This is a genomic window from Stenotrophomonas sp. 86156_Sma, from assembly GCF_056481625.1.
The window spans coordinates 3,924,667-3,936,841 of sequence record NZ_CM151157.1 but is presented as its reverse complement, the minus strand read 5'-3'; the positions used below and the strand labels follow the sequence as shown (position 1 = coordinate 3,936,841).

The window sequence follows — 12,175 nt, the reverse complement described above, 5'->3', positions numbered from 1 at the left end:
CAACTCCCGCCCGAGCCACGCTCATCCGCTGCGGCTTCGCTCGACCGGCGCATCCAGATGCTGCGCACGGCAATGGGGCCGCTGATCGCCACCGCGCTCGAAGACCCCGACGTGGTGGAAATCATGCTCAACCCTGATCGCACCCTTTGGCTGGATCGCCTGTCGTCGGGCCGCGCGCCTATGGACGTAGAGCTGCCCGAGGCCGATGGCGAGCGAATCATCCGCCTGGTCGCCGCCCACGTCGGCGCGGAGGTGCATCGCGGCCAGCCGCTGCTATCCGCCGAACTGCCCGAAACCGGCGAACGCTTCGAGGGCATCTTGCCGCCCGCTGCGCCGGGGCCGGCCTTCGCGCTGCGCAAGCGCGCCATCGGCGTGATCCCGCTGGAGCGGTACGTCGTGGACGGAATGATGACCGCCGCCCAGGCGGGCTTTCTGGTGCGCGCCGTGCGCGAGCACCAGAACGTCCTGATCGCCGGGGCCACCAGCAGCGGCAAGACCACGCTCGCCAATGCCTTGCTCGCCGAAATCGCCGCCACCGGCGACCGCGTGCTGGTGCTCGAAGACACGGTAGAGCTGCAATGCGCGGCCCGCGACCACGTGCCGCTGCGCACGCGCGCAGGCGTGGTGTCCATGACCGAACTGGTGCGCTCGTCCATGCGCCTGCGGCCGGATCGCGTCGTCGTCGGCGAAGTGCGCGGTGCCGAGGCGCTGGATCTCATCAAGGTGTGGGGCACGGGCCACCCCGGCGGCATCGCCACGATCCACGCGGGTTCCGCGCTGGGCGCACTGCTGCGCATCGAGCAACTGATTCTCGAAGTGGCGGTGAACCCGCCGCGTGCGCTGATCGCCGAGGCGGTCAACGTGGTGATCCACATCGCCGGACGCGGGCGCAAGCGCCGCATCGAGAGCATCGCCCGCGTCGTCGGCTTTGACGGCGTGGGCTACCAACTGGCGGACGCGCTGGAGACGCCGTTTCCCGAACTGCCGCCATTTCCCAACGCCGCACCCGCTGCGGCGACTTCACCATCCCTCGACCTTTCTGGAGAACTTCCATGACGACGCACGCCCATGCTTTCCGTGTTTCCGTAAATCCGCATTTCAGCCTGTCCGGCCCCGATGGCCTCTCGCGGCTGCACAGCCTGGCCCGTCCTGCGGCGCAAGGGCTGATGCTGGCCGCGTTGCTGCTGTTCCTGGCCGGAACCGCGCAGGCCGCCGGTTCCTCGATGCCCTGGGAAGGCCCGCTGCAATCCATCCTCGAATCCATCCAGGGGCCGGTGGCGCGCATCGTGGCCGTCATCATCATCATCGCCACAGGCCTCGCGCTGGCCTTCGGCGACACGTCGGGCGGCTTCCGAAAGCTGATTCAGATCGTGTTCGGCCTGTCCATCGCGTTCGCAGCTTCGAGCTTCTTCCTGTCGTTCTTTTCGTTCTCGGGCGGGGCTGTCGTATGAGCGGCCCGGATAGCTTCGCGGCCGGGTTCGAGGTGCCTTTGCACCGCTCGCTCACCGAGCCGATCCTGCTGGGCGGCGCGCCGCGTACCGTGGCGATCGCCAACGGCACGCTGGCCGCCGCCGTCGGGCTGGGCCTGCAACTGTGGATTCCGGGCGTCGTGCTTTGGATCGTCGGCCATTCGCTGGCGGTATGGGGTGCGCGCGTCGATCCGCAGTTCATGGCCGTGTTCGCCCGGCACATCAAGCACCGCCCGCTGCTGGACGTGTGAGGGGATGCCGCCATGCTGAACCTCGCCGAATACCGCCAGCGTCCGGCCTTGCTCGCCGACTGGCTGCCCTGGGCCGGACTGGTCGCGCCGGGCGTCGTGCTGAACAAAGACGGCTCATTTCAACGATCGTTCCAGTTCCGCGGCCCCGACTTGGACAGTGCGACACAGGGCGAATTGATCGCCACAGCGGCGCGGCAGAACAACGCGCTTCGCCGCACCGGCTCTGGCTGGGCCTTCTATATCGACGCCGAGCGGATGCGGGCATCGCGCTATCCGCAGTCCTCGTTTCCCGAGCCGCTGTCCTGGCTGGTGGACGAGGAGCGACGTGCGGCGTTCGAGGAGTCGGACAGCCATTTCGAGAGCATCTACCACTTCACGCTGCAATACCTGCCGCCGGAGGAGTCGCGCGCCCGGGCCGCCAAGATGCTCTACGAGAACACGCCGACGAATGGCGTGGACTGGCGCGAACGGCTGCAATCCTTCGTTGCGGAAACGGATCGGGTCTTTGATCTGCTCGATGGCGTGATGCCGGAAGTCTCCTGGCTGGACGACAGCCAGACACTGACCTATCTGCACTCGACCATCTCGACGCGACACTACCGCATCGGCGTGCCTGAAGTGCCGTTCCACATCGACGCACTGCTGACCGACTCGCCGCTGGTCGGTGGCCTCGCGCCCATGCTGGGCGACCAGCACCTGCGCGTGGTGTCGGTGCGGGGCTTTCCGACCTCGACCTGGCCGGGGATTCTGGACGACCTCAACCGCCTGGGATTTGGGTATCGCTGGAGTACGCGCTTTCTGTGCCTCGACAAATCCGAGGCGGAACGGGAATTGGGGCGTCTGCGCCGCCAGTGGTTCGCCAAGCGCAAGAACGTCATCGCGCTGCTGCGCGAAACGATCTTCCAGCAGGAAAGCCCGCTGGTGGATACCGACGCCAACAACAAGGCCGCCGATGCCGATGCCGCCTTGCAGGAGCTGGGCAGCGATCAAGTCGCCTTCGGCTACCTGACGGCGACCGTCACCGTCATGGACGAGGACGCCGGCGCAGCCGACGAGAAGCTGCGCATGGTGGAGCGCGTCATTCAGGGGCGCGGCTTCGTCACCATCCCCGAAACGCTCAATGCCGTGGATGCGTGGCTGTCCTCGCTTCCGGGCAACGCCTATGCGAATGTCCGGCAGCCGATCATCTCGACCCTCAATCTGGCGCACATGATGCCGGTGTCCGCCGTGTGGGCTGGCCCCGAGCGCAATGCCCACCTCGACGGCCCGCCGCTGATCGTCACCCGCACCGATGGCGCGACGCCGTTCCGGCTGGTGACGCACATCGGCGACGTGGGCCACACGCTGGTCGCCGGCCCGACCGGCATGGGCAAGTCGGTTTTGCTCGCCACGCTGGCGATGCAGTTTCGCCGCTATCGCGGCTCGCGCATCTTCGCGTTCGACATGGGGCGTTCGATGCGCGCCACCATCCTCGGGCTGGGGGGCGAGCACTACGACCTGGGCATGGATGGAGAAATCGCCTTCCAGCCCTTGGCCCGCATCGACCGCGAGGGCTACCGCACCTGGGCCGCCGAATGGATCGAGGGGCGCTTGCTGCACGAAGGCGTGGCGGTCGGCCCGGACGAGAAGGCGGCCATCTGGTCGGCGCTGCAAAGCCTTGCCGGTGCGCCGGTGGAGCAGCGCACGATGACCGGGCTGTCCGTGCTGTTGCAGAGCAATGCGCTGCGCCAAGCGCTCGCGCCTTATGTGCTCGGCGGCGCGCACGGCAAGCTGCTGGACGCCGATCACGACCGGCTGGGCATGGCTGACGTGCAGTGCTTCGAGATGGAGGAGCTGATGCACAGCAAGGCCGCCGTCATGGCCGTGCTGCACTACCTCTTTGCGCGCTTCGATGAACGCTTTGACGGTGCGCCCACGCTGCTGATCCTCGATGAAGCGTGGCTGTTCCTTGATGACCCGGTGTTTGCCGCGCGCATCCGCCAGTGGCTCAAGACGCTGCGCAAGAAGAACGTCAGCGTCATCTTCGCCACGCAGTCGCTTGCGGACATCAAGGATTCGAGTATCGCGCCCGCGATCATCGAAAGCTGCGCAAGCCGCATCTTCCTCGCCAACCCACAGGCGACCGAGCCGCAGATTCGCACGATCTACGAGGGCTTCGGCCTCAACAGGCGGCAGATCGAGATCGTCGCCACCGCGCAGCCCAAGCGCGACTACTACTACCAATCCCGCCTCGGCAACCGCCTGTTCGACCTCGACCTGGGGCCGGCGACGCTGGCCTTTGCGGGCGCTTCCACGCCGCAAGACCAGCGCGCCATTGATGAAGTTCTTGGCCGCGTGCTGCTGGACGCCGGCACGCCCGGCTTCGCGGGCGCCTGGCTGCGCCATCGCGGCCTCGATTGGGCGGCTGACCTGCTGCCCTCGTTCCCCGGCCTCGCGCCGGGTTCCCTCGCTGACCAACCCCTGGAGAACCTGCCATGAAGAAGCGCCTTGTCGCCGCTGCCATCGCGGCCATGCTTTGCACCGCCACCGCCCATGCGCAATGGGTCGTGATCGACCCTACGAACCTCGTGCAGAACACGATGACCGCGATCCGCACGTTGGAGCAGATCAACAACCAGATTCGCCAGCTCCAGAACGAAGCGCAAATGCTCATGAACCAGGCGCGCAACCTCGCCAGCTTGCCGTCCAGCGTGGTCGGCCAGTTGCGCGCCAACCTGGCAACGACCGAGCGGCTGATCGCTCAGGCCCGAGGATTGGCCTACGACGTGACGAATCTGGATCGGGAGTTCGCCCGCCTGTACCCGGAGCAGTACGCCGCCACCGTCAGTGGCGACCAGATGTACCGCGATGCCCAGGAGCGGTGGAAGAACACGCTCAACGGCTTGCAGACCACCATGCAGATGCAGGCGCAGGTGTCGCAGAACCTGGGCGAAGACGAAAGCGTGCTGGCCGATCTGGTCGGCAAGAGCCAGTCGGCGCAAGGCGCGTTGCAGGCGATGCAGGCCATGAATCAGTTGCTCGCCTTGCAGGCCAAGCAGTCGATCCAGTCGCAGCGGCTCCAGATCACGCAAGACCGGGCCGCCTCGCTGGAACTGGCGCGGCAGGCGGCGGCCACCGAGCGCGCCCGCGAAGTGCGGCGGCGCTTCCTCGGGGAAGGCACGCCGTACACGCCGCAGTCCGTCAACTTCTACCGCGACTGACGGGGGCCGACATGCGATGCGTCCTCGTCCTTGGTGCCGTGCTGCTGGCCGCTTGCGGCGAGCAGCCGGCCGACAACCTTGCCGATGCCTTGGCCGCCGATCCCGTGCGGCTCAAGGCATTGCGCGCGCAATGCGCGGCCGACCGGCAGGCCACGGGCGAGGACGCTTGCCGCGCCGCCGCCGAAGCCTTCCGGCGGCGCTTCTTTTCCGGCGAGGCCGGGCCAGATGAATACCAGACGCTGGCCGACCTGCCGCCGATCCCGCCCAGCTTCGAGGAACCGGAGGGCACGCCATGAATGACGTGACCATCATCGACCAGTTCCTCAACACCTTCGCCACCTACATCGACTCGGGTTTCGGGCTGCTGCGCGGCGAAGTGGCGTTCCTCACGGCCACGCTCATCGTCATCGACATGACGATCGCCGGCCTGTATTGGGCCATGAGCCACGCCACCGGCCAGGGCGAGGACGTGATCGCCAAGCTGCTGCGCAAGGTGCTCTACGTCGGTGCCTTCGCCTACATCCTCAACAACTTCAACTGGCTGGCCAGCATCGTGTTCCGCTCGTTTGCGGGATTGGGCATCACCGCCACCGGCTCGGCCATCACGATGGAGAACTTCTTGCAGCCGGGCCGGCTTGCCAAGACCGGCATCGACGCCGGAGCGCCGATTCTGGAACAGATCGGCGAGATGGCGGGCTTCCCCGAAGTGTTCGCCAATCTCGATCCAATCGTGGTGATGTTCCTCGCGTGGCTGGTCGTGGTGCTGTGCTTCTTCGTGCTGGCGATCCAGCTTTTCATCACGCTGATCGAGTTCAAACTGACCACGCTCGCAGGGTTCGTGCTGGTGCCGTTCGCGCTGTGGAACAAGACCAGCTTTCTCGCCGAGAAGGTGCTGGGCAATGTCGTGGCCGCCGGCATCAAGGTGCTGGTGCTGGCCGTGATCGTCGGCATCGGCTCGGGCCTGTTCTCGCAGTTCCAAGTCCATCCCGCCGAGCCGAACATCGACCACGCGCTGGTCATCATGCTGGCCTCGCTCACCTTGCTGGCGCTGGGGATCTTCGGCCCTGGCATCGCCACGGGCCTCGTGTCCGGTGCGCCCCAGCTCGGCGCGGGCGCGATGGCTGGTGCCGCTGTCGGCGCAGCCGGAACGGCGGTGGCTGTGGGTGCGGCGGCTACTGGCGTCGGCGGTGCGGTGGCCGCTGGTGCCCGCATGGCCCCGGCCGCCGCCAAGCTGGCCGGCAGCGGCGCGCGTGCCGCCACGTCGGCGGCTGGCAGCGCGAAGTCGGCGTTCCAAGCGGGTTCCGCCGCAGCAGGCGGCGGTGCCAAGGGTGCGATGGCCGGCTTGGGCAACGTCGCCAAGACCGGCGCGCAGTCTGCCGGACGCGCTGCCGCATCCCGCGCTTCCGCTGCTGGGCAGCGCATGGCCGCACCGTTCCGCGCCGGCTGGAACGGCGACGCCGGCGCGTCAGCCGGTCAGACCGCCACCAGCGAAGCCCCCGCAGGCGCTGCCGCTGCACAGCCCCCCGAGCAGCCTGCCTGGGCCAAGCGGCTGCAACGCCGCCAGCAACTCACCCACGCCGCGACCACCACCGCCCACACGCTGCGCGGTGGCGATGGCGGTGGCTCCGGCCAGGGGCCGAGCCTGCGCGATTCCGATTCATAAGGAGAACTGACCATGCGATTCAAGAAGCCGCAGGTGCGCTACGCCGACACGCCGCAGCCTGCCACGCCGTACCAAGCCGCCGGCCAGGTGTGGGACGACCGTATCGGCTCGCCGCGCGTGCAGGCGAAGAACTGGCGCTTGATGGCGTTTGGGTGCCTGACGCTCGCGCTGCTGATGGCCGGCGGCCTGGTGTGGCGCTCGGCGCAGTCCATCGTCACACCCTACGTCGTGGAGGTGGACAACGCGGGCCAGGTGCGCGCCGTCGGCGAAGCCGCTACGCCATATCGGCCCAACGATGCGCAGACGGCGCACCACATCGCGCGCTTCGTGACGCTGGTGCGCTCGCTGTCCATCGACCCCATCGTCGTCCGCCAAAACTGGCTGGACGCCTACGACTACACGACCGACAAAGGCGCAGCCGTGCTCAACGATTACGCGCGGGTCAACGACCCGTTCGCGCGCATCGGCAAGGAGTCGGTGACGGTGCAGATCACCAGCGTCGTGCGCGCCAGCGACACGTCTTTCAACGTGCGCTGGACGGAACGCCGCTACGTCAACGGTGCCGCGGCGGGCTTGGAGCGGTGGACGGCGGTGGTGTCCATCGTGCTTCAACCGCCGCGCACCGAAGAACGCCTGCGCAAGAACCCGCTGGGCATCTACGTCAACGGCCTGTCGTGGAGCCGCGAACTGGATTCTTCCGAAGGAGCAAAACCATGAACCTGTCTTTCCGCTTTCACGCTTTGCCGTTGATGCTTGTTGCCCTGGCGGGCTGCGCCACGCAGGGCAAGCCGCCGCCGACCATCTCGCTCGATGAGCCGGTGCAGGCCCAGCCGCTACCGGAGCCGCCCGCGCCGGTGGAAGTCGTGGCCGTGCCCGAAGTGCTGCCGATGCCGGCGCAGTTGATGCCGGTGCCGGAAGCCGAGGACGCCAAGCCCGCGCCCGAGCCGGCCGACGAGAAGGTGCGCGTCTCGCGGGCCAATGCCGAGGCCCGCGTCGCGCCGACGCGCGAGGGCTACGTCAACGCGATTCAGGTGTGGCCCTTCACCGATGGCGCGCTCTATCAGGTCTATGCGGCCGTGGGCCGCGTGACCGTGGTGTCGCTCCAGCCCGGCGAGGAGCTGGTGACGGTGGCCGCCGGCGATACCGTGCGCTGGATCGTGGGTGACACGTCCAGCGGCAGCGGTGCCGACTTGCGCGTGAACGTGCTGGTGAAGCCCATCCGCTCGGGCCTGAAAACCAATCTGGTCATCACCACCAGCCGCAGGACGTACCTGCTGGAATTGACTTCCACGGACAAGACATGGATGGCGTCGGTGTCCTGGGAGTACCCGCGCGACCGGATGCTGGCCTTGCAGCGCCAGGCGCAGGCGGCCAGCGCCGCCGCGCCGGTCGATAGCGGCCTGTCGCTGGAGAACCTGCGCTTCCGCTACGCGATCAGCGGCAGCAATCCGCCGTGGAAGCCGCTGCGCGCCTTCGACGATGGCGCGAAGGTCTATATCCAGTTTCCCGCCGGCATCGCGCAAGGCGACCTGCCGCCGCTGTTCGTGATCGGGGCCGAAGGTGACGGGCAACTGGTGAACTATCGCTTCCGCTCGCCGTACTACATCGTGGATCGCCTTTTTGGCGCGGCCGAGCTGCGCCTGGGCGGTGACAAGGGCGACGTGGTGCGGATCGAGCGCACGGATGGCGTGGCACGGAGGAACTGACAATGAGCCAGGACGACACCCCCGACCTCGCCACGCCGCAGGCGGGCAAGGTCGCGCCCGAGGCGGTGGCGCTGCGCGCCCAGCCGCGCCCGGTCACTCGCCTGAACCGGCGCACGCTGGCCGTCCTTGTCGGCGGCCTGTCGGTCGCCGTGCTCGGCGCCACGATCTGGTCGCTGCAACCGCAGAGGCGCGGCGCGGGCGAGCAGACCGAGCTTTACAACGTCGATCGCGTCTCGAAATCCGAAGGGCTGGACGGCCTGCCGTCCGACTACTCGAAGCTGCCGCAGAAGGTGCCCGAGCTGGGGCCGCCACTGCCGGGCGATCTTCGCCCAGCCATCGTGAACTCGCAGCAGCCCGCCGTGGCCGCCTACGCGGCCCCCGGCCACGATCCCAACGACGCCTTGCGCAAGGAGGCGGAAGCCGCAGCGGCTTCGTCGGTATTCTTCCGCTCGGGTGGCCAGGCGCAAGCTGCCGCCACGGTGGCGCAGGCGGCACCGGGGGCACCTGGCGCTGCCAGCACGCTCGCGGCCTTCGACCCGCTCGCGGCTGGGCCGGCCTCGGTGGCGGCCCAGCTTGCCGCCCCAGCCGCCGCGCAGAGCCGGCAAGACCAGAACGAGGCGTTCCTGCAAAGCGGTTCTAAGGAAACCCGCAATTCCGGCCATCTGGCGCTGCCGGCGTCTCCGTATCAGGTTATGGCCGGAACGGTGATCGCTGGGGCACTGGTGACGGGCATCAAGTCCGATCTTCCGGGCGACGTGATCGCCACGGTGACGGAGCCGGTCTATGACTCGGCCACGGGCAAGTTCCTGCTGATCCCGCAGGGATCGCGCATCCTCGGGCGCTACAACAGCCGGGTCAGCCACGGGCAGAGCCGCGTGCAGGTGGTGTGGAATCGGGTCATCCTGCCCGACACGTCCTCGCTGACGCTCGACAACCTCATCGGCACCGACCCGGCCGGCTACTCCGGCCTGGAGGACGACGTGGACTGGCATTGGGATCGCGTCGTCGCTGGCGCGGTGCTGACGACGCTGCTGGGCGTCGGTGCCGAGCTGGCCGCACCCGAGAACCGCCAGGACGGCAACCGCATCGTCATCGCCGGGCGCGACAGCGCCCAGGACAGCATCAATCAAGTCGGCCAGGAGATTACCCGGCGCAACATGGACATTCGGCCGACGCTGACCATCAGGCCCGGCCTGCCGGTTCGCGTCATCGTGAACCGGGATCTGGTGCTGCGGCCGTACCAGCCGCTGTTCTTCAACAGAGGGGCTTCGCAATGAGCGCGGCTAAGAAACTGCGGCTCGGGCCGCTGCCCAAGACCGAGAGCGTCAAGCTGGCCTTTGCCTGCCCGGCCAGCCTGAAAGCCGACCTCGACCGCTATGCCGCGCTGCACGCGCAGACCTACGGCGAGGCGGTCGATGCAGCAACGCTGATCCCGCACATGCTGGAGGCGTTCATGGCAGGGGATCGAGGATTCAGGAAGGGCACCACGACGCGGAGCGTGTCGTCCAAGCCGACATGATGGCCTCGAACACTGCCCAGCAGCATCCATCGAACGCGCGGCCCAAGGCCGCGCGTTCTTCATTCTGGATGCCGCCAAGAGCTGCCTGGGCTATGATGACAAGACAAGCCCGCCGTCCCTCGGCAATCCAGCACGACATAGTGCGATGCGGCTTTCTCTCCCAACGCTCCTATGTGGCTCCTAGCCCATGAGGCCACACTTCGCCAAAGTGGCCGAGAAAAGAGCTAACCTACTGTCCCATATACGGTTTCAAACCCTACGTGATTTGCACGAAGGACTTGACACCAGAACTTTTTTGTTTCCGGGGTCAGATGCACCGCCGTGTCGACCAAGGTCGACACCTACCAACAGCCGCAGGAAATTGTCGAAGGCAGGGTGGGCCCGGTTGCAGGGGCGTGAGCGCCATGGATGGCGCGACCGAGCCTCCATGGACGGATTCACGGCGTCCCCTGCAACCGGGCCCACCCCGCCATTCCACGGAGAGTCAGCTTTTGCTTTTGCCGTTGCAGTTGAAGTTGAAGTTGAAGTTGAAGTTGAAGTTGATTCAGCAGGTGCAGGGCTGCAAGCCCTGCCGCACCCACACTCCTCACACCACCGGAATACTGTGCTGTCCCAGCCCGCGATACGGCGGCGTGGCCATCACCATCTCGGCCAGCGAATAGGCCAGCTCACGCTCGGCCATCACCGTGCCATCCGCACCGTGCTCCAGCAGATGCTTCACCTCCGCATCGCTGTGCGCACGCGCCAGCAGGGTCAGCTCCGGATTGATCGCACGCAGCTTGGCCAGCGCCTCACCGGCTTCCAGCGGCTGAGGAATCGCCAGCACCGCAATCTTCGCGCGTTCCGGATGCGCTTCGGCCAGCACGCGGTCGGCAGCAGCACTACCACGGATCGCCGCCAGGCCCTTGGCGTGCGCCTGTTCGACGTGCTCCTTGTTGTCATCGATCACCAGCACCGGCACGCCACGATCGCGCAGCACCTGCGCCAGCTCGCTGCCGACCCGGCCGTAACCAATGACGATGGCATGGTCATGCAGGTCACGCGAGGGACCGGTGGCCTCTTCCGGCTCGGCGGCCTGGGGCGACTGCTCCTGCTTGGCCTGCCAACGGTCAAGCAGCCCGAACACCAGCGGGTTGAGCATGATCGACACCAGCGCACCGGCCAGCACCAGCGACTGGCCTTCCTTCGGCAGGATCTGCAGCGCGACGCCGAGGCCGGCGATGATGAAGGCGAATTCGCCGATCTGCGCCAGGCTGGCCGAGATGGTCAGCGCAGTGCTGGTCGGGTGGCCGAACGCGCGCACGATGAAGAATGCGGCGGCCGACTTGCCGAACATGATGATCAGCACCGTGGCCAGCACCTGCCACGGGTGCTGGACGAGGATGTTGGGGTCGAACAGCATGCCGACCGAGACGAAGAACAGCACTGCGAACGCATCGCGCAACGGCAGCGAATCATGCGCGGCCTTGTGGCTCAGCTCCGATTCGTTGAGCAGCATGCCGGCGAAGAACGCGCCCAGCGCGAAGGACACGCCGAACAGCATCGCCGAACCGAACGCCACGCCCAGCGCGATCGCCAGCACCGACAGGGTGAACAGTTCGCGCGAACCGGTGCCGGCGATACGCTCGAGGATCCACGGGATGACCCGGCGCCCGACCACCAGCATCACCGCCACGAACAGGCCCAGCTGCACGAAGGTCCAGCCGATGTCGGCCAGCACGCTGCCCAGCGAGTGCGATTCCTTGGCCGCATCGGGGCCGAACACACCGGCCATCACCGGCATCATCACCAGCGCCAGCACACAGGCCAGGTCTTCCACGATCAGCCAGCCGACCGCGATCTTGCCGCGCATGGTTTCCAGCAAGCGGCGTTCCTCCATCGCCCGCAGCAGTACCACGGTACTGGCGGTGGCCAGCGAGAAACCGAAGATGACGCCATGCAGGGCTGGCCAGCCCATCAGCGAGGCCACGCCCCAGCCGAGCAGGGTAGCGACCGCGATCTGGCCGATGGCACCGGGGATGGCGATGGCCTTGACCGCCATCAGGTCCTTCAGCGAGAAGTGCAGGCCGACGCCGAACATCAGCAGCATCACGCCCAGCTCGGCCAGCTGGTTGGCCAGCGCCTGGTCGGCGACGAAGCCGGGGGTGAACGGGCCTACGCAGATGCCAGCAACCAGGTAACCGACCAGGGGAGACAAGCGGAGCTTGTTGGCCAGCGCGCCGAAGATGAAGGCGAGCCCGAGGCCAACGGCAACGATGTTGATCAGGTCGGTGTCATGGTGCATCGGCACTCGCAGGAAAACGGGGGTATCCCGATTTTCACCGATGACGCCAGATACGGCAAACCTTAAATGCGAATGGGGTCAGA

12 protein-coding genes are annotated in these 12,175 nt (G+C 67.2%); 11 read left to right on the top strand and 1 reads right to left on the bottom strand.

The annotated features are described in order from the left end of the window. Positions 1-57: 57 nt before the first annotated feature. Genes trbB through ACZK33_RS18220 form a run of 11 tightly spaced genes read left to right on the top strand, consistent with a single transcriptional unit; the run spans position 58 to position 9,808 of the window. On the top strand, positions 58-1,056 hold the full coding sequence (gene trbB / locus ACZK33_RS18270; protein WP_478455104.1) for a P-type conjugative transfer ATPase TrbB: 999 nt from the start codon (positions 58-60) through the stop codon (positions 1,054-1,056). Further along, positions 1,053-1,451 carry a TrbC/VirB2 family type IV secretion system protein gene (locus tag ACZK33_RS18265; RefSeq protein ID WP_033476329.1) on the top strand — a complete coding sequence of 133 codons (399 nt, stop codon included), beginning with the start codon at positions 1,053-1,055 and terminating at the stop codon, positions 1,449-1,451. Before trbB ends, ACZK33_RS18265 begins: the two co-directional genes overlap by 4 nt. Further along, positions 1,448-1,720 (top strand): VirB3 family type IV secretion system protein, encoded by a 273-nt coding sequence (locus ACZK33_RS18260; RefSeq protein WP_008786754.1) that lies wholly within the window; start codon positions 1,448-1,450, stop codon positions 1,718-1,720. Before ACZK33_RS18265 ends, ACZK33_RS18260 begins: the two co-directional genes overlap by 4 nt. Positions 1,721-1,732: 12 nt before the next feature. Beyond that, positions 1,733-4,198, top strand: a complete 2,466-nt coding sequence (trbE, locus tag ACZK33_RS18255; RefSeq protein WP_033476330.1) for a conjugal transfer protein TrbE — start codon at positions 1,733-1,735, stop codon at positions 4,196-4,198. Further along, positions 4,195-4,920 (top strand): P-type conjugative transfer protein TrbJ, encoded by a 726-nt coding sequence (gene trbJ / locus ACZK33_RS18250; protein WP_033476331.1) that lies wholly within the window; start codon positions 4,195-4,197, stop codon positions 4,918-4,920. The genes trbE and trbJ overlap by 4 nt, the downstream gene beginning before the upstream one ends. An 11-nt stretch (positions 4,921-4,931) precedes the next feature. Further along, on the top strand, positions 4,932-5,216 hold the full coding sequence (locus tag ACZK33_RS18245; RefSeq protein WP_033476332.1) for a hypothetical protein: 285 nt from the start codon (positions 4,932-4,934) through the stop codon (positions 5,214-5,216). Then, the gene (gene trbL / locus ACZK33_RS18240) at positions 5,213-6,583 is read left to right on the top strand and encodes a P-type conjugative transfer protein TrbL (RefSeq protein ID WP_033476333.1); all 1,371 of its coding nucleotides are present in this window, start codon (positions 5,213-5,215) and stop codon (positions 6,581-6,583) included. Before ACZK33_RS18245 ends, trbL begins: the two co-directional genes overlap by 4 nt. 12 nt (positions 6,584-6,595) lie before the next feature. Then, positions 6,596-7,300: a conjugal transfer protein TrbF gene (trbF, locus tag ACZK33_RS18235; protein ID WP_033470270.1), complete on the top strand. Its 705-nt coding sequence runs from the start codon at positions 6,596-6,598 to the stop codon at positions 7,298-7,300. Continuing rightward, positions 7,297-8,289 carry a P-type conjugative transfer protein TrbG gene (trbG, locus tag ACZK33_RS18230; protein ID WP_033476335.1) on the top strand — a complete coding sequence of 331 codons (993 nt, stop codon included), beginning with the start codon at positions 7,297-7,299 and terminating at the stop codon, positions 8,287-8,289. Before trbF ends, trbG begins: the two co-directional genes overlap by 4 nt. A gap of 2 nt (positions 8,290-8,291) precedes the next feature. Next, on the top strand, positions 8,292-9,566 hold the full coding sequence (locus ACZK33_RS18225; RefSeq protein ID WP_033476336.1) for a TraB/TrbI/VirB10 family type IV secretion system protein: 1,275 nt from the start codon (positions 8,292-8,294) through the stop codon (positions 9,564-9,566). Continuing rightward, a complete protein-coding gene (locus ACZK33_RS18220) occupies positions 9,563-9,808 on the top strand; it encodes a DUF2274 domain-containing protein (protein WP_033476337.1) in 246 nt (81 codons plus the stop codon). The genes ACZK33_RS18225 and ACZK33_RS18220 overlap by 4 nt, the downstream gene beginning before the upstream one ends. 586 nt (positions 9,809-10,394) lie before the next feature. Here the strand turns inward: ACZK33_RS18220 and ybaL are convergent. Then, the gene (ybaL, locus tag ACZK33_RS18215; protein ID WP_182266583.1) at positions 10,395-12,092 is read right to left on the bottom strand and encodes a YbaL family putative K(+) efflux transporter; all 1,698 of its coding nucleotides are present in this window, start codon (positions 12,090-12,092) and stop codon (positions 10,395-10,397) included. Positions 12,093-12,175 lie beyond the last annotated feature (83 nt).